The following is a 23020-nucleotide window of genomic DNA, read 5'->3' on the forward strand; positions in this document are numbered from 1 at the left end:
ATGTTACCCTTGCTCTATAATCACTTCGTGATGTGCGTAGCTATTGAGAGCTTTTCACTAGTTAAAAATGCATATGAGTTAATCCTTAATTTGCATCTTTTATAATGGTGTCAAACTCTCGAAAGCGGGGAGCCATGCAAGAATGTGGCATGGTGCTAAATTTTAGGATGGATCTCAGAACTCTCGAAGAGGGCTTATAAAAAAGTCAGTGGATTAGATCTATTCAATAAATGAGAGAGTTTTAATGATATTTGACTGATAGCTTATAACGTTGTGACGAAATCTAGTACCCGTACTATGCAGTGCTAATACGGGTACAGAATGGTGCTACTGGTTAAATGACATCGCGATTTTTTTCGCCAGTATACAATTGGCGTGGTCTTCCAATTCTTGATTTGCTGGCTACCATTTCCATCCAGTGACTCATCCATCCCACGGTTCGAGCCAAAGCAAATACCACAGTAAACATATTTGTTGGGATACCGATAGCGCTTAAAGTCAAGCCGGAATAAAAATCCACGTTAGGATAAAGTTTTTTCTCAATGAAATAATCATCTTCAAGAGCGATGCGTTCCAATTCCATTGCTAATTTAAATAGAGGTTCATCTTTTGCACCAACAGCTTCGAGAACGTCATAACAGGTTTTTCGCATTACTTTTGCCCGAGGGTCATAACTTTTATACACTCTATGCCCAAAGCCCATTAAACGGAAGGGATCATTTTTATCTTTAGCACGCTGAATATAATGCTCAATACGACTGACATCGCCAATTTCTTTTAACATATTTAAACAGGCTTCATTCGCGCCACCATGAGCAGGCCCCCATAATGCGCCAATTCCTGCTGATATACAGGCAAATGGATTTGCGCCTGTAGATCCGGCCAGACGAACTGTGGATGTAGAAGCATTTTGTTCATGATCTGCATGAAGGATAAATATAGTATCCATCGCCCTGACTAAAACCGGATCGGGAGTGGTATTTTCAGATGGAACACCAAACATCATATGCAGGAAGTTTTCAGCATAGGACATCTTGTTTTGCGGATACATATAGGGCATGCCTGTAGAGTATTTATAACTCATGGCAGCCAATGTCGGCATTTTGGCAACCAGACGAATAGCCGATATAAAACGATCCTGAGCGTTATTTAAATCCATGGAATCATGGTAGAACGCCGAAAGCGCTCCAACGATACCAACCATAATGGCCATTGGATGTGCATCGCGTCTGAAGCCATTCAAAAATTGGTACATTTGTTGGTGAACCATTGTATGGTTATTGATTAGACTTACGAATGATTTCTTTTCCTCAACATTAGGTAGTTCACCATTGAGCAAAAGATAACTAACGTCCAGAAAATCTTTTTTCTCTGCCAGCTGTTCTATAGGATAGCCTCTGTACAGTAATATTCCCTGATCACCATCGATATAGGTAATTTTAGATTCGCAGGAGGCCGTTGATAAAAAACCTTGATCAAAGGTAAACACGCCGTTAGCACCAAGTTGGGTTATATCAATTACGTCATTTCCCAAGGTTGGAGTGTAGATAGGTAATTCAAGCGTGTCTTGACCTTCAATACTTAGTTTTGCAGTCTTTTGTGTCATTGTGTCTCCTGATTGATTTCATGCCATATCAGCATTTTTACTTTCGGTAGTGCGAGGAACTATATAAAAATGGGCACTTACAGTCAATTTAAACATCAATTTCATCTTTAAATGCTGTTATCATTTACTAGATGATAGTTATAAATCGTGTAAATTCAAATCATATTTTTCCATAATATGATTATGGTTGAGATTTTTATAGTTGAACAGAAAAATATGACAACATAAAGTAAATATTCATAAAAAGGCGCTTTTTATCCTTTAAAAAAACCACAGTCTGTTACAAAGGCTCAAGATGATTCAATTACACCCGTCTGTATGGTATCCTCTTACTCAAAATTAATATTAATCATTGAATAAGGATACGTCCAAATCATGGTTTATTTAGCCAAAGAAGTCCTGCCAGTAAATATTGAAGACGAATTAAAACAATCCTATCTGGATTATGCGATGAGCGTGATAGTAGGTAGGGCTTTACCTGATGTTCGAGATGGACTGAAACCTGTGCACAGACGTGTACTTTTTGCTATGAGCGAATTGGGTAATGACTGGAATAAACCGTATAAAAAATCCGCTCGTGTTGTGGGGGATGTCATTGGTAAATATCATCCGCATGGTGACACAGCGGTATACGATACTATAGTTCGTATGGCACAGCCTTTTTCGCTGCGATATTTGCTGGTTGATGGTCAGGGTAACTTCGGATCTGTTGATGGTGACGCTCCAGCCGCAATGCGATATACCGAAGTACGTATGTCCAAAGTGGCACATGCCTTACTGGCTGATTTGGATAAAGAAACAGTTGATTTCAGTCCTAACTATGACGAAACAGAATTTGCTCCGGTAGTTTTACCATCTCGGGTTCCCAATCTGTTAGTCAATGGCTCTTCAGGTATTGCTGTAGGTATGGCAACAAATATACCGCCACATAATTTAACCGAAGTTATTAATGCCTGTGTTGCTTTAGTAGATGATCCGGAAACAAGTCTTGAAGATATTATGGAAATTATTCCAGGTCCGGATTTTCCAACTGCTGCAATAATTAATGGTCGCGCCGGAATTATTCAAGGTTATCGTACTGGTAAGGGGCGAGTTGTTATTCGTGCCAGAACTGAAATTGAAACCGATGAAAACTCTGGACGTCAGGCAATCATTATTCATGAGTTGCCTTATCAGGTAAACAAAGCTCGTTTGGTTGAACGCATTGCCGAATTGGTCAGAGATAAGAAAATCGAAGGCATTTCCGGTCTTAGAGATGAGTCTGATAAACAGGGAATGAGAGTTGTCATTGAATTAAAGAGAAATGAAGTCGCGGACGTTATTTTAAATAACCTATTTGCTCATACCCAAATGCAAAATGTATTTGGGATCAATATGGTTGCCTTGGTAGATGGTCAACCACGTACCTTGAATTTAAAACAAATTCTTGAGTACTTTATTAAGCATCGCCGTGAAGTAGTGACTCGAAGAACCATATTTGAACTGAAAAAAGCCAGAAGTCGTGCTCATTTATTGGAAGGTTTGGGAATTGCTCTGGCAAATATTGATGAAATGATTGCTTTAATTAAACAATCACCTACGCCTCAGGATGCTAAAGATGCATTATTAGCCAAACCCTGGCAACCAGGTCTGGTTAAAGCAATGCTGGATAAAGCGGGATCCAACGCGTCAAGGCCTGATGATTTAACCGATGAATTCGGTTTAAACGCAGACGGATATCGCTTGTCAGCAGCTCAGGCACAAGCCATTCTTGAATTAAGATTGCATCGATTGACAGCCCTTGAACAAGACAAAATCCTTAATGAATTTGAAGAGTTATTGCTGTTAATTAAAGAGTTATTGGACATACTGGCTTCACCTGAACGGTTGATGCAAGTGATTCGTGAAGAGTTAGTTGATATAAAAACCCAGTTTGGTGATGAGCGTCGTACAGAGATAACCGCTTCTCAGGAAGATTTAACTATAGAAGATTTGATTACTGAAGAAGACGTTGTGGTTACTTTATCTCATCAGGGATATGTAAAATATCAGCCAATATCCGCTTATCAAGCTCAGCGTCGAGGCGGTAAAGGTAAATCTGCGACTCACGTTAAAGATGAGGATTTTGTTGAACGTCTCGTGATCGCAAGTACTCATGATACCTTACTCTGTTTTTCTAACCACGGTAAACTTTATTGGTTAAAAGCATATCAGCTTCCTTTGGCCAGCCGTATTTCTCGTGGTCGTCCAATAATTAACATTCTTCCTTTAGCAGAAGGCGAAGAAATTAATGCAATGCTTCCTGTCCGTGAATATACCGATGGCTCTTATGTATTTATGGCAACCAAGAAAGGAACGGTTAAGAAGGTACCGCTGGATGCCTTTAGCCGCCCTCGTTCAAACGGTATTATTGCCGTAGATTTGGACGAAGATGACAGCCTGGTAGGTGTGGACATTACTGATGGAGAACGAGACATCATGTTGTTCACTGATGCTGGAAAGGTAATACGTTTTGCTGAAAGCAAAGTACGGCCGATGGGGCGTACAGCACGTGGAGTTCGAGGTATTAGAATAGAAGAGGGCCAGGAAGTTAAATCTCTGGTTGTTGTTCATCCAAACGGCACCATATTGACAGCCACTGAAAATGGTTATGGAAAGCGCACAGATATTGATGAATATCGTGTATCCGGACGAGGTGGACAAGGAGTGATTTCTATTCAGGTTACCGAACGAAATGGAAAAGTAGTACGCTCCATACAGGTAACTGATGGTGATGAGGCAATGCTGATTACCGATAAGGGTACATTAGTACGCTTTAAGGTAAATGAATTATCAGTTATTGGCCGTAATACTCAAGGCGTCCGTTTAATCAACGTCAGCTCCGGTGAGTTGGTAGTTGGTATGCAAAAAATTGAAGATCTGGGTGAAGAATCTGAAGAGTTTGACGATTTGGAAGAATCATCAGTAGATACTGAAGAAAGCAATGATGAACACCAGGATTTATAATTTTGGTGCAGGACCTGCAATGCTTCCTGAGCCAATTCTTAAGGCGGCTCAGGAAGAGTTTCTGGATTGGCACAATCTTGGAATGTCGGTACTTGAAATAGGTCACCGTACTTCCCATTTTATGGAGTTGCTTGAGCACGCCGAACATTCGCTTAGACAATTGCTCAGCATCCCTGATAATTATCAGGTGCTTTTTCTTGGTGGCGCTGCTCGTACTCAGTTTGCCATGATTCCCATGAATTTGTTACATCCAGAAGAGCAAGCCGGGTATCTGATTACTGGCATCTGGTCTCAAATGGCTTTTCAGGAAGCGAACCTTTTAAAAAATGCCTATTGTTGTGTCAGCGAAGAATCTAATGGTTATAAATCAATACCTGATGCAAAAAATTGGGAAATCAAAAAAAATACGCAATATGTCTATTATACTCCAAATGAAACGGTCAATGGAGTCCGATTTCCTTATGTTCCCAAGACGGGAAATATACCTTTAATTGCTGATATGACGTCGTGTTTACTTAGTGAACCAATCGATATTAGACAATTTGGATTGATTTTTGCCGGAGCCCAAAAAAATATCGCCAATGCCGGTTTAACATTGGTTATTATTCGTAACGATTTGTTGGAACGGGTAGCAAATCCTGTGGTACCGACTATGTTGAATTATAGAGTACAGGCAGAGTATCACTCACTTTATGCTACTCCACCGGTATTTAACTGTTATTTGGCAGCCAAGATGTTTGATTGGATTCGTGAGCAAGGTGGCGTAGAAGCTTTATTTCGGTTAAATTGCTTAAAAGCTGCAAAATTATATCAATTCCTTGATGCTTCTGATTTTTATATTCCAACTGTAGACCGCGATGCGCGATCGATTATGAATGTCTGTTTTAGACTTAAACAACCAACCCTGGAAGATCAATTTATTGCATTGGCTGAGCAGCGTGGTCTATGCGCATTAAAAGGTCATCGATACGTCGGCGGTCTTAGAGCGAGTTTATATAATGCAATGCCCATGTCAGGTGTTGATTCTTTAATTGATTATATGTCTGAATTTGCAAGGGAACATAACCAATGAAAAGACAGAATTTTGTGAGCCAACCTGTTAAATCGATAAATGGTGAACTTAGTGTACCAGGTGATAAATCCATATCTCATCGCTCTATCATATTTGGAGCTATAGCCGAGGGAGTCACTGTTGTTCAAGGTTTTCTTGATGGTGATGATTGCATGGCTACTGTCAAGGCATTCAAATCAATGGGTGTCTCCATTGAAGGACCGCATAAACAACAAGTCATTATTCATGGTGTTGGAAAGCATGGTTTAAAAAAGCCAAATCAAATAATTGATTGCGGTAACTCAGGAACCAGTATGCGTTTGTTAGCAGGGTTACTTGCTGCACAAGACTTTGACAGCACATTAACCGGGGATGATAGTTTATTAAAGCGCCCCATGCTTCGTATCAGCAAACCCTTGAGCCAAATGGGTGCGGCTATAGAAACTCGTGACGGCAAACCTCCAATCAACATTAAAGGAGGTCAAGAATTAAAAGCTATAGATTATCTAATGCCTGAGGCAAGTGCTCAGGTGAAATCCTGCATCCTTTTGGCGGGTATTTATGCTGAGGGAACAACGCGAATTACAGAAACCGGAGTGAGTCGAGATCATACCGAACGCATGTTAAAAACATTTTCCTATCCAGTATTACAGTCAGGAAAAACTATAGAAACAAATGAAAATGGGGCATGTAAAGGTACTCATATCACTGTTCCAGGTGACATTTCTTCAGCTGCGTTTTTTATTGTCGCTGCCACAATCATCCCAGGTTCAAATGTTGTAATCCGCAATGTCGGTATTAATCCTACTCGTACCGGAGTTATCCATATTTTATTGGAAATGGGGGCTGATATAACGATTTTGAATGAGCGATTTTTTGGTGAAGAGCCAGTAGCCGATTTATGCATTAAATCAGCACCACTTAAAGGAATTGAAATTCCTGAGACCATGGTCCCCCTCGCTATAGACGAGTTTCCAATACTATTTATTGCTGCTGCCTGTGCCAAGGGCATGACTACTTTACGTGGTGCAAAAGAGTTGCGTTTGAAGGAAAGTGATCGCATTGGTTCCATGGCAAAAGGTTTGGAGCAATTAGGTATTGAAACAGTTGTATTTGATGATGGAATACAGATTAAAGGGGGAATTATTCAAGGTGGAACAGTTGATAGTTTTGGCGATCATCGAATAGCAATGTCTTTTGCTATTGCCGGAGCAGTAGCCAGACAGTCAGTAACGGTTCTTAACTGTGCCAATGTCGCTACATCATTCCCTGATTTTGTAACAACAGCCAATACCCTGGATTTTAGAATAGAGGACATAATTGATAATGTTTGATAATAATGTACCCGTAATTACGTTGGATGGACCTAGTGGAACAGGTAAAGGTACTATCTGCCATTTACTAGCGAAACATCTTCATTGGAATATGTTGGATAGTGGCGCTATCTATCGTGTTCTTGCCTATGCGGCCAGAAAAAAAGGTGTGAACTTTAATGACACGAATCATTTGATTGATTTGGCAGTGACCCTGGATTTACGTTTTGAATCCTCTGAACAGAATGAAACTCAAGTCATCCTTGATAATGAAGATGTTTCACAACAAATCCGTAGTGAACAATGTGGTCAGGATGCATCACAAATTGCTGTGATTCCTGAAGTAAGACAGGCTCTTCTTGAACGGCAACGAGATTTTGCGCAATATCCTGGTTTGGTTACTGATGGGCGAGATATGGGCACGGTAGTGTTTCCTAATGCAGTTTTAAAAATATTTCTCTATGCGAATGAGGAAGAAAGAGCAAATAGACGTTATTTACAGTTGAAAGAAAAAGGAATTAATGTTAGCCTCGCCCAGGTTGTTGAAGAACTGGTTAAACGTGATACAAGGGATACAGCACGGACTCATGCTCCGCTTAAACCGGCAGAGGATGCAGTGCAGATCGATACAACTGGATTATCAATTGTACAAGTGTTCAATAATGTATTAAAATTATTGGATGAGCAATTGAATAGTTTATAGAGTGTTGTTTGTTGGGGGAAAGGTGAGTGGATCTCATTCTTTCATTTTTTTACTAAAGAGTTTATTAACATGTCTGAAAGTTTCAAAGAACTATTTGAGCAAAGTATTATCGGCGCTCAATTTTATCCTGGTGCGATTATTACTGCCAAAGTTATTGGTATAGATGATGACTACGTCACTTTAAATGCTGGATTAAAATCTGAAGGTATTGTAGCCGTAGAAGAATTTTATGACAAAGATGGCGCACTGGAAATTAGCCTGGGTGATACTGTCGAAGTGGCATTAGATTCAGTTGAAGATGGCCACGGCGAAACGCTGCTTTCAAGAGAAAAAGCCAAACGTCAGGAAGCCTGGCGTAAATTATCTAAATCCCATGAAAATAATGAAACAGTTACTGGTCTCATTTCTGGCAAAGTCAAAGGTGGCTTTACTGTTGAAATTGGAACCATACGTGCATTTTTACCTGGTTCGTTAGTAGATGTAAGACCTGTAAGAGATCCTTCTTACCTTGAAGGTAAAGAACTTGAATTCAAAGTAATCAAGATGGATCTGAAGCGTAATAACATTGTTGTTTCTCGTCGCGCAGTTGTCGAAGAAGAAAGCAGTGCTGACAGACAGGCTCTTCTTGAGTCGCTGCATGATGGTCAAGAGCTTCATGGTATCGTTAAAAACCTTACCGACTACGGTGCATTTATCGACTTGGGTGGCATTGATGGCCTCTTACATATCACTGATATTTCCTGGAAACGTGTTAAACATCCAAGTGAGTTATTATCAGTTGGCCAAGATGTAAAAGTAAAAGTATTAAGTTTTGATAGCGAAAGAAACCGTGTTTCTTTAGGTATGAAACAATTAGGTAATGATCCTTGGGTTGATTTGGTAGAACGTTATCCTTTAACCAAACGCTTACAAGGTAAAGTAACCAATATTACTGATTACGGTTGCTTTGTTGAAATCGAAGAAGGCGTGGAAGGTCTGGTACACATGTCTGAAATGGATTGGACTAACAAAAATGTTCATCCAAGTAAAGTAGTATCTATGGGTGATGTTGTTGACGTTATGGTTCTTGAAATTGATGAAGACAGACGTCGTATCTCTCTGGGTATGAAACAATGTGTTGGTAATCCATGGCAACAATTTGCTGCATCTCATAGTAAAGGCCAAAAAGTTAGTGGAAAGATTCGTTCAATCACTGATTTTGGTATCTTTATTGGCTTGGATGGAGAAATTGACGGTCTGGTTCACTTATCTGATATTTCCTGGACTGTACCTGGTGAAGAAGCAGTAAAACAGTTTAAGAAAGGTCAAGAGCTGGAAGCAGTCATCCTGGCCATTGATCCAGAGCGTGAACGTATTTCTTTAGGATTGAAGCAACTTGAAGGGGATAACTTTACAAGTTTTGCTGATTCATATACTAAAGGTGCAATTGTTAAGGGTACTGTAACAGCAGTAGATGCCAAATCAGTAACTGTAGCATTAGCAGATGATATTACCGGTACTATTCGTGCCAGTGAACTTTCTGATGAACGCGTTGATGACGCAACCACTCTTGTTAAAGAGGGTGATGAAATTGAAGCAAAAATCATCAATGTTGACAGAAAAAATCGTTCAATAACTCTTTCTGTTAAAGCTAAAGATGCACAAGATGAAGCTGATGCAATTAAGAAATACTCACGAGCTGAAGGAACTTCAACAACTCTGGGTGATTTATTGAAAGAAAAAATGGCTAGTAAAGAAGGCGAATAGTCTCTAAACGGTCAAAACATAAAAAAGCGTAGTTTTAACTACGCTTTTTTTATTTAAAAAAAATAAGGTGATGTTGAAATTGACTAGTCTCAGTTTATTATTTCAATTCAATTTTATTATTTTTAATAAAGTCGTTTTATTTTGAGTCCGCATCTATGAATTAGCTGATAATTCCATTTTTTTTAAAGCTCATTTCAACTGACTTATCTGGATTGATCATGTTATGATGGGACAGTTTAAAGATACAAGGAATCCTGAATGCGCATATTAATGCTGGTTACTTATATTTTACTGATTATTATTGGTGTTAGTTTTGCTGCTTTAAATGCATCTTCGGTAGCTGTTAACTTATATTTTAAAACGGTTTCCATGCCTATATCCGTACTGATGACTGTGATGCTGGGTGTAGGTATATTTATTGGATTTATACTGTTTATCAGCAGATATTGGCGTTTAAAAATTGAATGTCATAGAATGAAAAATCAATTGAAACTCACTGAAAAAGAAATTAAAAATTTACGTTCAATTCCTTTACAGGATCAACATTAATTCTTTTATTATCAGGAACTCGGTATGCAAAGAGAGGGAAATTAATAAATGATTAATTTATGGCCACTACTGTTGCCTGCTGCCGCTTGGTCAGGATGGTGGGTCGCACATCGCAGTAATTCCGATAAAAATACTCATGTAACCAATCGTTTATCACGCGAATATGTTGTTGGATTAAATTATTTATTAAACGAACAATCGGATAAAGCTGTAGATATCTTTATCAAATTACTGGAAGTTGATAGTGATACTGTTGAAACACATTTAGCATTAGGCAGTTTGTTTCGACGGCGTGGAGAGGTCGATAGAGCCATCCGAATCCACCAGAATTTAATTGCAAGACCACAGCTGAGTATATTACAGCGAAAAGAAGCATTAATGGCTTTAGGTCAAGATTATATGAGCGCAGGAGTCTTTGATCGAGCTGAGCGTATATTCCTTGAGGTTGTCGAATTAGGTGGAAGTAAAGAAACCAGTAGTTTGCAAGGCTTATTGGCTATATATCAGCAGGAAAAAGCCTGGGAAAAAGCCCTGGATGTAATCAAAAAACTGGAAATTTCAACAGGGAATAGTTTGCATAATCAAGCTGCTCATTATTATTGTGAAATGGCTAGCCAGGCTTTGAAAGTGAACGCTCTGGATAGAGCAGTATATTGTATTAAGCAGGCAATGAATGTTGACTCACAATCTGTCAGAGCCAGTTTAATGAATGCAAGTATTGAAATGAAAGAAGGGAGATACAAACAAGCTATACGCTCTTTAAAAAGAGTACCCCTTCAGGATGCTGAATTCTTAACTGAAATTATCGAACCTCTGGTGTTCTGTCATAAAGAACTGGATTCAATGGCAGATTGTATTCATTATCTGGAACAAACTCTGGTTGATCACCCCAGAGCTTCAGTAATTTTCGTCATTGCTGAATATTTACGCCAGAATAAAAATATGGATACTGCTATTGATTTTGTAGCAGATAAGCTGAGCAAGCATCCTTCAATTCGAGGCTTAAATCGATTGATTTATTGGCATCTTGAATCCGCTCATGGGAAAGTGCGTGATAAATTACAGATGCTCTATGATATTACGAGCAAATTTTTAGACAATAAACCTGTTTATCGATGCGGTCATTGCGGTTTTGGTGGTAAGCATTTGCATTGGCATTGTCCAAGTTGTAAACAGTGGGGTAGAATGAAACCAATTCATGGTTTAGAGGGTGATTAGAATAGGTTGGGATTGAATTTCCTAAGATGTTAATAACCTATTGATAATAAACTATATTATATAAAAATTATGAGACTATAATGCAATTTATTGACTTGAAAAAACAATATTCCTTGATCGAAAATGACGTACTTAACAGTATAAAAAATGTATTAAATCATGGCCAATATATTATGGGTCCAGAGATTGCTGAGCTTGAAAAGCAACTGGCATCTTTTATTGGAGTAAAGCATGCTATTGTTAATTCCAGCGGAACTGATGCTCTATTAATGGCGCTGATGGCATTGGAAATTCAACCAGGTGATGAGGTTATTACCAGCCCATTCAGCTTCTTCGCGACAGCGGAAGTAATTAGTCTGTGTCATGCCAAGCCGGTTTTTGTAGATATTGATCCCATGACTTATAATCTTGATCCGGCTAAATTGGAAGCTGCTATTACCAAAAAGACAAAAGCGATAATGCCTGTAGGTCTATACGGTCAATGTGCTGATTATGATGAAATAAATGCTATAGCTAATCAGTATGGCATTCCGGTGATTGAAGATGCCGCTCAAAGTTTCGGAGCTACCTACAAAGATAAATATTCCTGCGCTTTAAGTACTATTGGCTGTACTAGTTTTTTCCCATCAAAACCTTTGGGTGGATACGGTGATTCAGGAGCCTGTTTTACTAATGATGATGTTCTCGCACAACGATTAATTGAAATCAGAATACACGGTCAAAATGCACGTTATTGTCATAGTCGTGTTGGAATTAACGGGCGCATGGATACTATTCAGGCTGCTGTTTTGATTGAAAAATTGAAGATTTTTCCTGATGAAATCATTATGCGCCAAAGAGTAGCCCAGCGATATAATGAAATGCTGGGGTCTTTGGTTAAGGTTCCATTTGTAAAACGTCACAATACCAGTGTTTATGCTCAATACACTATTGAAGTAGATGATAGAGATGAGTTCCAAAAATCAATGCAAGCAGCGGGTATTCCAACAGCAGTCCATTACCCTGTAGCCATGCATCATCAAAAAGCATTAAGTTATTTGAATTACCGTACGGGTGATTTTCCTCATGCAGAACTGGCAAGTAATCGAGTAATTAGTTTACCAATGCACCCATATTTACAGATTGAAGAACAAATGAATGTAGTCTCAGCTGTAAAAGATGCTTTATTAACTCAAGAAAAGGCTGTTGTTTAAATGACTTCAAAGTTAATTGTCGCACTGGATTTTGATAATGAACGTCATGCTTTAAATCTGGTAGATTCGATAGATCCTGCAACCTGTGGATTAAAAGTCGGTAGCGAACTGTTTACCCTTTTTGGTGCGCAGTTTGTAAGACAATTAGTTTCAAGAAATTTTAATGTCTTTTTGGATTTAAAGTTTCATGACATACCAAACACTGTAGCTCATGCATGTAAAGCAGCTGCAGATTTGGGTGTTTGGATGATGAATGTTCATGCTCTTGGTGGCATTAATATGATGAAAGCAGCAAATGAGGCTTTAAATGGTTTTGGCAGGGATAGGCCTATAATCATTGCTGTAACAGTCCTTACCAGTCATTCAGAACATGAATTGCGTGACATAGGAATTATCAATCCATTAGCTAATGAAGTAACACTACTGGCTCGGCTTGCCCAGGAAGCAGGGCTTGATGGTGTCGTCAGTTCGGCTCATGAAGTTCAAACTATTAAACACGAGTGCGGAGATGACTTTATAACAGTAACTCCGGGGATTAGATTAACGCCTGATTCAAAAGATGATCAATCTCGTATTATGACCCCAAAACAGGCCATTACTGAAGGAACCAATTATTTAGTAATCGGCAGACCCATTACTCAAGCAGCTAATCCTGCAGAAGTTATTGCTAAAATCATAACTGATATATCTTAACGCATCTATCAAATACATTGGCCACATGGTATAATATGTGGCCATTTCTGGGTGAATTAACTTTGTTCTATTTTAATCCGTGATAATTTATGATAATTGTAATAATGATTTTTAATAAATATTTTAAAAAGACCAGCTTTACTCCAGATGTTTTTTTAACGGATTTTCAGACTTAAGGATGAAGTGATGACCCCACAGCACATAATAAGTCAGCTGCTGGAATCTGACACAAAATACCCTAAAAATTTAGAACTTTTAAAAAAAATTATCATAACCGCTTATCTTGGGCGGCTTAGGGTTAACGGATTAGCTCCTGATAATAAGATAGCACTGGGTAATTATTTATTCGATAACGAACGAATGATGTTCGATTTTTCCAGATTAAGTGAAGAAAAAAAAGAGGAATTTCTTCAGTGGCTGCTTGCGCCACATCAAAATGAAAAACAGAGTGTTTATTTTAGTAGCGTTAATGTAAATGAATATCGAGGTTACACAGCAGAACAACGATTAAGCTGGTGGAATACATTAAATAATTGGTTTAAAAATAATAAATCTGATTATTGGAAAATTACTGATTTGGAGTTGTCTCTTAATTACCAGCTGACTGGAATTGAAATCAATCATGGAGATAAAGGTATTTTAATTGGTTTCAATCAATTCCTTGTTCCTCCAACAGGCACAAAATATAAAGATCCTGATTCTTCTCAGAGAGAACCTCTAGGCAATACGAAAAGAGTCATTCTAACCGATCAATTGGTTGACCAATTAGTAAAGGAAAATTTCAAATACATCAGACCTGAATCCATATGCAAGCGCGCTCATCCTCAAGCAATTGATATAATAAATCCCGCAGCACGTTTTGAAGAAATGAGTTCATACAGAAAAACGCATAATTTAAATGCATATGAGGCCTGGTATATCAGATTATGGAGTTGGATTTACTCCTGGTTTGCGACCGATTATGTACCTATTGATCAGACCGTGCCTAATAATAATTTAACTTTATTATATGAAACGGATACGATAAAGATTTTTCAGCGTACTGTAACTAAAGAAATTATCGTCAGAGAGAAAAAGCCGGATATAGAAAATCTTGTTTTTTGTGGTGGCGGCGCAAAAATTTTTGCGCATGTCGGAGTTTGGAAAGCATTAAATGAAGCGAACATCAAGCCAACCCGTTTTGCAGGAAGCTCTGCCGGTGCGATTATGGCCATGTTGTGTTACTTGGGTTATTCTGCTGATGAAATAGCTGTACTTTTTAGAAATTTCAAACAAGAACATTTAGTTCATTATGATATTGATTTTGATGGTTTATCGGGTTCTGATTCTTTAAAAGCGGCACTGGATTATGCTGTGACCAACAAGCTGAAAGAAATTGTCGCAAAATTCAATATTCCCTATCCACAAGGCGTAATAACATTTAGAACTTTGGATAATATAAGGAAACAATGTCCAGGTTGTGGATTAGGTGACGAAATAACGGTTACTGCAACTAATAAAAAGCAAGGTAAAACAACCTATTTTTCATTAGCCAGATCACCTGATATGGAGTTTACCAAATCAGTGGAGGTTTCTGCTAAGTTTCCTATTGTATATAAGGCAGAAGTGATCGATGGGGAACCACATAATGATGGTGGAATTTTAAGTAATTTTCCAACTGAAGTTTTTTCTGATGACCACTCAACTTTACTGGAGTCAGAGTATGGAAATAATCTTAAATTGTTAGCGGTTCAATTTGATAATGGTACAGAACGAACCGCGATAGATCGTATCATGCAGAAAGTATATCGAGAAAATGTGGTTCTCAATTGGATATACAGTTTCATAACCGGTGTAAACGATCCTGCCAGTGGATGGGAAAAAGACCGTTTAAAATTACGACAATATGCGCATCAAACTATAGTTCCTAATGTTGATGATATTCCTGTTTCAGGCTTTAGTGTAGAGATAGAAAGTCAGAATAAAATGATTCAAAGAGGTTATGAAGCAACGCAGGATTATTTGACTGCCCGATATGGAACCAAAGTAAATTACACTAATAAAAATCAGGAAATGATGTATTCAACATTCAATTCCTTAGGTGATTTGCTCGCTTATTGTTGTTATCGAGGCGATAGACATTGGTTTGATATTGTAAATAATTTGATATCGCAATCCACATTACCAAACCGCACAGCATTAATGAAGCAATCACTGGAGTTAAGAACTTTATATTTCGGCCCTGGTTCTTCTCTTTATAAAAAGTTAAAAGAATCGAGTGAAGAATTGAAAGAAGTAGGGCAAAACAAGGAGCTCAATCTAAAGAATATGGATGAGCCAGAACAAAGTCCCCTTACATTTTTCGGGAATGCTATTCCTCAACACCACTGTTCAGGAGTAGGGGTAGAAAATCATGATGTTTTGCATGCCTTATATCCTATATTTCTTAAATTATCACAGGATATGGTGCGTTCAAGTGATGATAAGAGCGCTCTGAGTTATGCACGCCATTCCTTAAAGATTCATAATCCGTTCATATGCCTGGAACATTTTGCCAAGATTAAAAACAAAACACATATTATACTTCATATCATAATCAATTTAATAAAAGAATTGAAGGATAACCCCCAACAAATACTGTTTGATACTCTAAAAGAAATCGAAAAACTCCAGTTTAATACTATTAAATTATTAAAGCCCGAGTATTATGCTCAATGGGATTTATCGATGCCCCAAACCTTGAGAGTTTTTAAATTGTTAAATAATGGACAACATGCTGCGGCTACTCAATTACTTTCCTATCTAAAGGATAAAACCGAGCCAATGCAAACATTTAAAAAAGGAGTTTTTTATGATGACTTTAGTGACGGGAGCATCGAAAGGGATAGGACTATGCTTGGCGCGTGAATTTGCTCAACACGGCCGTGATTTGATGCTTGTTGCACGAGATGAAGTACGATTAAAAGAGATTTGTAATGAAATACATGAACAATATCATGTCAAAGTCGCTTATACAGTTTGCGATTTGAGTAAACCTGGTAGTGCTATCAATTTATATAATGAATTGGAAACGCGAGGGGTTGAAATCAATTGCCTGGTTAATAATGCAGGAATCGGATATATGGGTTCTTATGCAGAAATGGGAATCGATAAACTTGATGAATTATTACAGATTAATATTGTTTCTCCGAGTGAGTTAACTCAATGTTATCTTGGCGATTTTGTAGCGCGTAATGGCGGAAGTATTTTGCAAGTATCTTCTACCGCAGCGTTTCAACCTGGTCCATATATGGCTGCATATTATGCCAGTAAGTCTTATCTTGCATCGCTTTCCCATGCTATTGCTTATGAATTAAAGGATACTAATGTTTCATTATCAATATTGTGTCCAGGAGCAACCAGAACGTCATTTTTTACATCTGCAGGAATGGAGAATTCCATGCTGGAACGCGGATATACTGGTATGTTATCACCCGAAAAAGTGGCTAAAATTGCATATAAAGGTCTGATGCAAAAAAAATTGTACATTATCCCAGGAGTTATTAATAAAAGCCTGGCGAATTTAGCAGCAATTTCTCCCAAGAAAATCGCTGCCGCACTAGCTGCCTATTTTCATAATAAACCGGATAATCCATCACATTAATAATTTGAAGTCCTATGTTTGCAATGAATATGCACTGGATTGTATTCTGATACCTATATCATGGACTAGTTGTTACAAGCTCAATGCAGCACTCAGAACAATGGGAAGACCATCTGTGCGAATTGATTATTTAGATGCTGACTCTACTGGCTTTTCAAGATATACTCATTTTTTTTGATTCAAAATAGATATGTATACCAATCTGACTCTTTATTACTTGAAGCAATTAGGCATTACTCCTTGGGTACATAAAGAGACTTGTCTGGTGTTGGAACCTCCCGCGCTCAAGTCGAAGCAGGCTTCACCTAGCTTAATCGTTATTAAGCAACCTCATTTAAGCAAAAAAGCTGAAGTTCTTTTAAAAAAGATGATAGCTTATCTTGATTTAAATGAAACTGAAGTATTAGTTAGTGAAACACCTCAGGAGTATTCCTTTTCAGAGAACAACTCTCCTAAAGTAATTTGGGTATTAGGGTTGGAATATAGCGAGTTATTTCACACCACGCAGTGCCATTGTCCAGTCTTGTCTGGAGTATCACCAGAACATTTACTTCATAATCCTCTGGAAAAAAGAGAGGTGTTTAAGGTACTCCATTCCATTAAAGCTTTAGTCAATTAATTAATCAGTTCATATGAATATAAAAGGATTTACATTGATTGAACTAGTAATCGTTCTGGTTCTGATTACTGGATTAACTATATTAGGCGTCAGTTCATCTACTCAATTGATCAGTAAAAATGAAAAGCAGGCATTAATAGATGACATCAGAACCATCGTTCAATACGCAAGGATTCAAGCAGTAAGTCTTGGACATACTGTATATCTTGCTCCTTTGGATCCTGCATTCAATTGGTCAAAAGGGGTTGCCCTTACTCGTTTTAATAAAAAACTGTCTCAGGATGAAGTACTTCATCAGTGGCAATGGAGTTATCATCATTGGACTGTAAATTGGTCAGGTGTTAATGCGGCACATAATATTGCTTTTGCACATGATACGGTACATGGAATAAGCAATGGAACTTTTACATTAAGTAATATCCGAACTCATGAAAAAATAAAGATTATAGTAAACAGACTGGGCAGAGTAAGGATGAAACAACAGGCATTGTCATAAGGGTATTATCAGTACCTGGAAGGTTAATCTACTTGTTCCCAATCCGTTATTTTTGTACTATTCATCTGAATAACATTCAAGTAAAAGTACCTATGTATATTAACAGCCAGCCAATTTATATAGCTGACCCTCAAAACTCTGAGTTTCTCAAGGAGTGGCGAGAGTATGAGGACTCATTAACTGATAAGTTAATTTCGTCCACGGGATCAGCAGATTTGGAGCTCGTTTTTCAAAACTGGATTAAAACAGACTGGTGGAGTCACTATGTCCTGCAAATACAGGATGGTCAGGTTTTTTTAAGGGAAATACTGATGAAAAATAAAGGTATCGAGTGTTGGTATGCTCGAACCATTATTCCCCAAAGATGTTATGATTCCAACCCTGATTTTTTTAATAGGCTGCAAAAAGAATCGATTCGAAATTTAATCTTTGGTGAAGGCAGAGTCCAAAGGGTACAGATGCTTTGTTATCCAGTTAACACTGACTGTATCGAGTATCATTGGGTCAAGAACCATGTAAAAACAGTTAATGGAATTCTTTGGGTTCGATTGGCAGAGTATTCATTACAGCAGATGCATCGATTTTATTTGTTAGAAATATTATTACCACAACTAGCGAGTGTTATGTGACAAAGTGGAGTGCTTATTTGCGGCTGGCAAGATTAAATAAACCGGTCGGAATTTTATTATTGTGGTACCCAACAGCCTGGGCTCTGTGGATAGCAAATAAAGGGAATCCATCATTTAAGTTATTCTCTTTATTTTTAATCGGAACGGTATTCATGCGCTCGGCGGGTTGTGTTATTAATGACATAGCGGACAGGAACGTTGACCTACATGTCGCGAGAACTAAATTACGCCCATTAACCTCGGGTGAAATCAGTTTGGTTGAGGCTTTTGTAATATTAATCATTCTGCTTTTTGGCTCTTTGATTGTATTAATAAATTTGCCACAAGATTGTTTTTATCTGGCTTTAATTTCATTACTCATTACATTTGTTTATCCCTTTTGTAAACGATTTTTAAATGCACCACAAATTGTACTGGGTTTGGCATTTTCTATGGGTATGCCCATGGCCTTTGTAGCGTCTTCTGTCCCAATGAATGGTGATTTGGTTATTTTGTTATTGATTAATTTTGCCTGGATAGTCGCATATGACACCATGTATGCGATGACAGACAAGGAAGATGATTTAAGAATTGGAGTGAAATCGACAGCAATTTATTTTGCTGAATACGATCGTTTCATCATCGGCGTATTGTTGTTTACAGTTCATTCATTATGGTTACTCTGGGCTTTTCTGACTAAAACTAACTCTGGATTTTATTTGTTTTGGTATGCGGGAGCTGGCGTATTATTTTATCAATTGAAGCTTATCTACAATCGAAATCCAAATGAATGTTTTAGAGCCTTTTTAGTCAGCAGTTACTACGGGGCTCTTATGTGGGCTGCTGTATCTGTAAATATGGTATAATTTGGGCTGCTATTTGTATTCAATGATCTGCATGTTAACTATGTACATGAGTAAAAACCTCTCATGTACTGATAAAAGTTAATTAATTATTGAGGCATGTGATACATGTTGCCTGTTTTCTCAAAAATCTGTTTACCCAAATGGACTGAAAGGTTTTTCCTTTTTAGACGATGATGAACATCCATAAGATTTTACCTTTACAACTTTTTTTGATCCCCTTGATCGGCTAAATATAGTAAAATTTGATGAGCTTGCAGGTCTGGATGTGCTGGCAGTTCGGGATGAGCCAGCAGTTCTAGGTGATCTAGCAGAGCTAGTAGGTCTAGTGGAATAGATTGAGCTACTTGAGCTACTGGAGCAGTCGGAGCTGCTTGAGCTACTGGAGCAGTCGAAGCTGCTTGAGCTACTGGAGCAATCGGAGCTGCTTGAGCTGGTAGAACAATTTGTACTGTTATTATATGGCATAGAACTCACTGAGCACTGACTATCTTCTTTGCTTCTGTGGGTACTAAATCTGTTAAAAAATGACTTTTCGTCCGCACTGTTTCTTAGAAAACTTAATCTGGCTGGTGACATATATTTCGTTTGAGAAAAATCAATAAAGCTATTCTGTTGTTTGCGTCCTTTTTCGATAAGTGCATCGGGTATATTCTGAGGGATGTGATTTATAATCACATCGTAATGTGTTGCGACTAAATCAAAAACTACAGTTGCAAGTTTAATGTTCACTTTACTTTGCATGTGGATATACAAATCCATTTCACTATCGTAGATTGGATTACTGTGCTCAAGTCCATTTCTTAATGCAATATAGTCATCGATCTTTGGTGCTAATTCAGGAGTCATTTCGTGAACTATATTTAAGCTGACAAATTTATTTACTATCTCAACAATTTGTCCAGTCAAATAGGCGCATGCAAATAGTAACTCAACATCGTTTATCAGCATTTTAGCTATCAGGCTTTCGGAAATGCTACTCACATTGGTAAAATCAATACCTGACTCAATCAATACATCTCTGAGCATTGACATACGTGATTTTAAACAATTAAATATTTCCAAGATTTCAACTTGGCTCGTATGTTGACTAGGACGATATTGAGCATCCAGATTTTGACTTAATTCAAGCAATCTTGGAAAATGTGTGTGCATCTCTGCGTTTCTTAGCCTTTCGATTTCACAGTATTTCTCTTTATTTTCTTTAGCCCAGGCAGCTTCTGCTGCTTTTTTTAATTGATTGTAATTTTTAAGAGCCGCCTGTAATGGTTTTCTTACAGTTGCTGCTTTAATACCATCGATTATAAATAAAGAAAGTTCTTTATTATCGGTTTTTTGAAACGGAATAACACCTTTTAACATATGACAAATCTTCTCTTTAATGTCACCTTCTTTTAGACGGCTTAATATGAAATTAATTTGATCCTCAGGCAGAAGATTAGTATTTGGGCTATAGTTTTCATGATCAAATGTATTATTCTGGCGATATACTTCCTTTACTGCATTCCAATAAATCGATACAGGGCCACTCCAGGTAGAATAAGCTTTGTGAGTATCACTCCAACGAGGAAACTGACTTTGAAATTTTACGATTTCATGATAAATGATTTTGTTTAAATGTGACAGTTCATCATAGAGCTGATTGACCAGGGATGCATTCTGCTCTAAATCGTATATCTCCGAATAGGATACAAGATCTTCTATATGACATAAGGCATTGCGAACTGATGTCAATTGTTTTGGATTAATATAGGTTACTTTATCCAGTTCATCGCCTAAATGTTTTTTGGTAAATATTTCTCCTAACAATTGTAAGCGTCGTATCAAAGTGAGCCTGCTTTTTAAGCTAAAAGAAAAATCAGGTTTATTAAGTAATATTAATTGTGCATAAGGTGTTAGACTTATATAATCTTGCTTATCATCTCTGATAATTGACATCGGTTTTCGGTCTGTTGGCAATATGCTAGTAAGTCGTGTCAAGTTAAATATCTGCTTATGATTCCATAACAGAGGTCTTAAATTGGGTAAATCACCCATACGAGATGGTCCTGAAGGATTGCTAATATTTGAAAAAAAATGAAGCATAATTGGCAGATCACATTTTATAATGTCACGAATAGCAATTTTTACTAAGCAACTACTGTCTTTTTGTACTTGTTGAAAGGTATAGAGTAAGTTGGTTGAGGGGACATCCAAATCACTAGTGTAAAGTATCGGAACTAAGTGGCCATAGTTTTTGCCGTTAATGATAGCGCCGCAAAATTCCAACAGATACCACGAGTTTGCACCCCATGGAAGAAAAGCTACTAATTCACCTCTTTTTTCCCTCGGAAGATAATGTATAGTCTCAAAAATCATGTGCAAAATGGTTATCGCATCCATAGATAAAATCTCGTTTTGAGTGTCCTGTATGTAGTGAGATATCATCTCCTTAAGATACTGGGTGTGATTTCCATGACGTTTTATATTAATTAAAAGACTTGAGCATTTGTTGCTCATTACGTAAAAAGCCTGACTAAACCCATCACTGTCTTTTTCCAAAAAATCATTTTTAATAAATGGATACGATGGATTGTTATAATAAAACAAGCAAAACTCAATTAACTGTTCAATCCATTTAATTTGCTGAGGATAATCCCACTGTGTAACCGATTGATGAGAGCATTGCAATTGGTGTAATTCCAGGAGATAGTGTTCATTACAAATGTCTTGGCGAAACAACTGTTCTAAGGATAATTTCTGATATTCTTGGTCTTTTTTAATGTTGGTTGTATAAATAAGTTTATATAAGTGTTCTATATTTTTTATTGTAGTTAAATCTAGTTTCATTTGTTCCAGACGCTCAAGAGTGACTACAGCTTCTGCGTATTCTTTAAGCATTATGTGTGTACGGATTTTATTTAACCAGGCTTCGTAATAATTTTTCTTTTGACTTATTGATTTATTGAATTTCAAAAGAGCTTCTTTAAATGATCCTTTTTGAGCGAGTGTAAATCCATCGTTGTTTAGGATGACGTAACTTTTGGGCATTTCAATTCTCTATGATTCGATTAGCGAGGAGCGTGATTGATAGATAAAGTGGTTTAATCTACAAGGTTAACCTTAAGGTTTGCTTAAATTTCCATTTAAAAAATAAATAACAGGTATTAAAAAATCGTATGATTTAAATTATTGAATACATAGGTTAAGAGAGGATAAGAAGGCAAATCAGTAAGAAGAATTATACAATTCGTTCACTTTAGGATTTATATAGACTGAAAAGGTGGTTTAACAGGGCTTTGCTGATGAGCAACAAAACCCTTAAATGAATTAATACACATCACTCCCGTTATCAGCTACAACTCGAGTATGTCTGCCATAGATGACCAGAATTTTCTGTTTGTTTTTCAGTTTCAAATCTTCAGATTGAACCACGGAAATAATACTTCCTGAATTTAATTTGATTACGTATTCAACACCATGAGTTTGATTGTAACCGCCATCAATAAAACCACCATCAGCAGTATTTTTTGATTGAGCGTTGCTGCTGTCTGTGTTTTGACGGTGTAAATTCACAGGTCTTTTGGAAATAATGGTACCAGGTATTACTTTTTTAATTTTACCAATCTCATTTGCATCATATTCACCAGGAGGTAGATCTTTATTGCAGCTTGCTAATACAAGACCCAACAGAACTACTAAAATGGATTTAAATACGGCATTTATGTTCATAGTGATTTAAACTCCAATAGTTATTGATTAAATTGCTTCGTCAT

Annotated in this window: 18 protein-coding genes; 15 read left to right on the plus strand and 3 right to left on the minus strand. The window is 37.4% G+C overall.

Going from position 1 to position 23020, the window contains the following annotated elements:
- Window positions 1–334: 334 nt before the first annotated feature.
- Window positions 335–1606: a citrate synthase gene (gene gltA, locus Lqua_RS05035; RefSeq protein ID WP_058473196.1), complete on the minus strand. Its 1272-nt coding sequence runs from the start codon at window positions 1604–1606 to the stop codon at window positions 335–337.
- Window positions 1607–1981: 375 nt separating this feature from the next.
- On the opposite strand from gltA, the gene gyrA reads away from it, so the two are divergent.
- From gyrA to Lqua_RS05110, 15 genes are all read left to right on the plus strand, one after another.
- Entirely contained in the window at window positions 1982–4591 is a 2610-nt protein-coding gene (gene gyrA, locus Lqua_RS05040) for a DNA gyrase subunit A (RefSeq protein WP_058473197.1), read from the plus strand.
- Complete coding sequence (gene serC, locus Lqua_RS05045; protein WP_058473753.1) at window positions 4572–5663, plus strand: 3-phosphoserine/phosphohydroxythreonine transaminase; 1092 nt, start codon at window positions 4572–4574, stop codon at window positions 5661–5663. Before gyrA ends, serC begins: the two co-directional genes overlap by 20 nt.
- Window positions 5660–6976, plus strand: a complete 1317-nt coding sequence (gene aroA / locus Lqua_RS05050; RefSeq protein ID WP_058473198.1) for a 3-phosphoshikimate 1-carboxyvinyltransferase — start codon at window positions 5660–5662, stop codon at window positions 6974–6976. Before serC ends, aroA begins: the two co-directional genes overlap by 4 nt.
- Entirely contained in the window at window positions 6969–7658 is a 690-nt protein-coding gene (gene cmk / locus Lqua_RS05055) for a (d)CMP kinase (RefSeq protein ID WP_058473199.1), read from the plus strand. The genes aroA and cmk overlap by 8 nt, the downstream gene beginning before the upstream one ends.
- A gap of 69 nt (window positions 7659–7727) precedes the next feature.
- The gene (gene rpsA / locus Lqua_RS05060; protein ID WP_058473200.1) at window positions 7728–9404 is read left to right on the plus strand and encodes a 30S ribosomal protein S1; all 1677 of its coding nucleotides are present in this window, start codon (window positions 7728–7730) and stop codon (window positions 9402–9404) included.
- Window positions 9405–9662: 258 nt separating this feature from the next.
- Window positions 9663–9953, plus strand: coding sequence for a LapA family protein (locus Lqua_RS05065; protein ID WP_058473201.1), 291 nt, complete (start codon window positions 9663–9665; stop codon window positions 9951–9953).
- Window positions 9954–10001: 48 nt separating this feature from the next.
- Complete coding sequence (lapB, locus tag Lqua_RS05070; protein WP_058473202.1) at window positions 10002–11171, plus strand: lipopolysaccharide assembly protein LapB; 1170 nt, start codon at window positions 10002–10004, stop codon at window positions 11169–11171.
- A gap of 80 nt (window positions 11172–11251) precedes the next feature.
- Window positions 11252–12364, plus strand: coding sequence for a DegT/DnrJ/EryC1/StrS family aminotransferase (locus tag Lqua_RS05075; protein WP_058473203.1), 1113 nt, complete (start codon window positions 11252–11254; stop codon window positions 12362–12364).
- Window positions 12365–13057 carry an orotidine-5'-phosphate decarboxylase gene (gene pyrF / locus Lqua_RS05080; RefSeq protein WP_058473204.1) on the plus strand — a complete coding sequence of 231 codons (693 nt, stop codon included), beginning with the start codon at window positions 12365–12367 and terminating at the stop codon, window positions 13055–13057.
- Between the two features lie 186 nt (window positions 13058–13243).
- Entirely contained in the window at window positions 13244–15943 is a 2700-nt protein-coding gene (gene vpdC, locus Lqua_RS05085) for a Dot/Icm T4SS effector VpdC (RefSeq protein WP_058473205.1), read from the plus strand.
- Entirely contained in the window at window positions 15888–16679 is a 792-nt protein-coding gene (locus Lqua_RS05090; RefSeq protein ID WP_058473206.1) for an SDR family NAD(P)-dependent oxidoreductase, read from the plus strand. Before vpdC ends, Lqua_RS05090 begins: the two co-directional genes overlap by 56 nt.
- 190 nt (window positions 16680–16869) lie before the next feature.
- The gene (locus Lqua_RS05095) at window positions 16870–17298 is read left to right on the plus strand and encodes a DNA polymerase III subunit psi (protein ID WP_058473207.1); all 429 of its coding nucleotides are present in this window, start codon (window positions 16870–16872) and stop codon (window positions 17296–17298) included.
- A 13-nt stretch (window positions 17299–17311) separates the two neighbouring features.
- Complete coding sequence (locus tag Lqua_RS05100; protein ID WP_058473208.1) at window positions 17312–17794, plus strand: GspH/FimT family pseudopilin; 483 nt, start codon at window positions 17312–17314, stop codon at window positions 17792–17794.
- Between the two features lie 92 nt (window positions 17795–17886).
- Window positions 17887–18423, plus strand: a complete 537-nt coding sequence (locus Lqua_RS05105; protein ID WP_058473754.1) for a chorismate--pyruvate lyase family protein — start codon at window positions 17887–17889, stop codon at window positions 18421–18423.
- Complete coding sequence (locus Lqua_RS05110; protein ID WP_058473209.1) at window positions 18420–19268, plus strand: 4-hydroxybenzoate octaprenyltransferase; 849 nt, start codon at window positions 18420–18422, stop codon at window positions 19266–19268. Before Lqua_RS05105 ends, Lqua_RS05110 begins: the two co-directional genes overlap by 4 nt.
- A gap of 132 nt (window positions 19269–19400) precedes the next feature.
- On the opposite strand, the gene Lqua_RS05115 is transcribed toward Lqua_RS05110, so the two are convergent.
- Together Lqua_RS05115 and Lqua_RS05120 are read right to left on the minus strand one after the other, a co-directional pair.
- The gene (locus Lqua_RS05115) at window positions 19401–22295 is read right to left on the minus strand and encodes a tetratricopeptide repeat protein (protein ID WP_058473210.1); all 2895 of its coding nucleotides are present in this window, start codon (window positions 22293–22295) and stop codon (window positions 19401–19403) included.
- Between the two features lie 279 nt (window positions 22296–22574).
- The gene (locus Lqua_RS05120) at window positions 22575–22976 is read right to left on the minus strand and encodes a hypothetical protein (RefSeq protein WP_058473211.1); all 402 of its coding nucleotides are present in this window, start codon (window positions 22974–22976) and stop codon (window positions 22575–22577) included.
- Window positions 22977–23020 lie beyond the last annotated feature (44 nt).

The organism is Legionella quateirensis (assembly GCF_001467955.1).
In the GTDB taxonomy this organism is placed as follows: Bacteria; Pseudomonadota; Gammaproteobacteria; order Legionellales; family Legionellaceae; genus Legionella; species Legionella quateirensis.

Excerpts from the sequence above, each read along its gene's own strand:
- gltA (WP_058473196.1), bottom strand. The coding sequence starts at position 1,606 with ATGACACAAAAGACTGCAAAACTAAGTATTGAAGGTCAAGACACGCTT.
- gyrA (WP_058473197.1), top strand. The coding sequence starts at position 1,982 with ATGGTTTATTTAGCCAAAGAAGTCCTGCCAGTAAATATTGAAGACGAA.
- serC (WP_058473753.1), top strand. The coding sequence starts at position 4,572 with ATGAACACCAGGATTTATAATTTTGGTGCAGGACCTGCAATGCTTCCT.
- aroA (WP_058473198.1), top strand. The coding sequence starts at position 5,660 with ATGAAAAGACAGAATTTTGTGAGCCAACCTGTTAAATCGATAAATGGT.
- cmk (WP_058473199.1), top strand. The coding sequence starts at position 6,969 with ATGTTTGATAATAATGTACCCGTAATTACGTTGGATGGACCTAGTGGA.
- rpsA (WP_058473200.1), top strand. The coding sequence starts at position 7,728 with ATGTCTGAAAGTTTCAAAGAACTATTTGAGCAAAGTATTATCGGCGCT.
- Lqua_RS05065 (WP_058473201.1), top strand. The coding sequence starts at position 9,663 with ATGCGCATATTAATGCTGGTTACTTATATTTTACTGATTATTATTGGT.
- lapB (WP_058473202.1), top strand. The coding sequence starts at position 10,002 with ATGATTAATTTATGGCCACTACTGTTGCCTGCTGCCGCTTGGTCAGGA.
- Lqua_RS05075 (WP_058473203.1), top strand. The coding sequence starts at position 11,252 with ATGCAATTTATTGACTTGAAAAAACAATATTCCTTGATCGAAAATGAC.
- pyrF (WP_058473204.1), top strand. The coding sequence starts at position 12,365 with ATGACTTCAAAGTTAATTGTCGCACTGGATTTTGATAATGAACGTCAT.
- vpdC (WP_058473205.1), top strand. The coding sequence starts at position 13,244 with ATGACCCCACAGCACATAATAAGTCAGCTGCTGGAATCTGACACAAAA.
- Lqua_RS05090 (WP_058473206.1), top strand. The coding sequence starts at position 15,888 with ATGATGACTTTAGTGACGGGAGCATCGAAAGGGATAGGACTATGCTTG.
- Lqua_RS05095 (WP_058473207.1), top strand. The coding sequence starts at position 16,870 with ATGTATACCAATCTGACTCTTTATTACTTGAAGCAATTAGGCATTACT.
- Lqua_RS05100 (WP_058473208.1), top strand. The coding sequence starts at position 17,312 with ATGAATATAAAAGGATTTACATTGATTGAACTAGTAATCGTTCTGGTT.
- Lqua_RS05105 (WP_058473754.1), top strand. The coding sequence starts at position 17,887 with ATGTATATTAACAGCCAGCCAATTTATATAGCTGACCCTCAAAACTCT.
- Lqua_RS05115 (WP_058473210.1), bottom strand. The coding sequence starts at position 22,295 with ATGCCCAAAAGTTACGTCATCCTAAACAACGATGGATTTACACTCGCT.
- Lqua_RS05120 (WP_058473211.1), bottom strand. The coding sequence starts at position 22,976 with ATGAACATAAATGCCGTATTTAAATCCATTTTAGTAGTTCTGTTGGGT.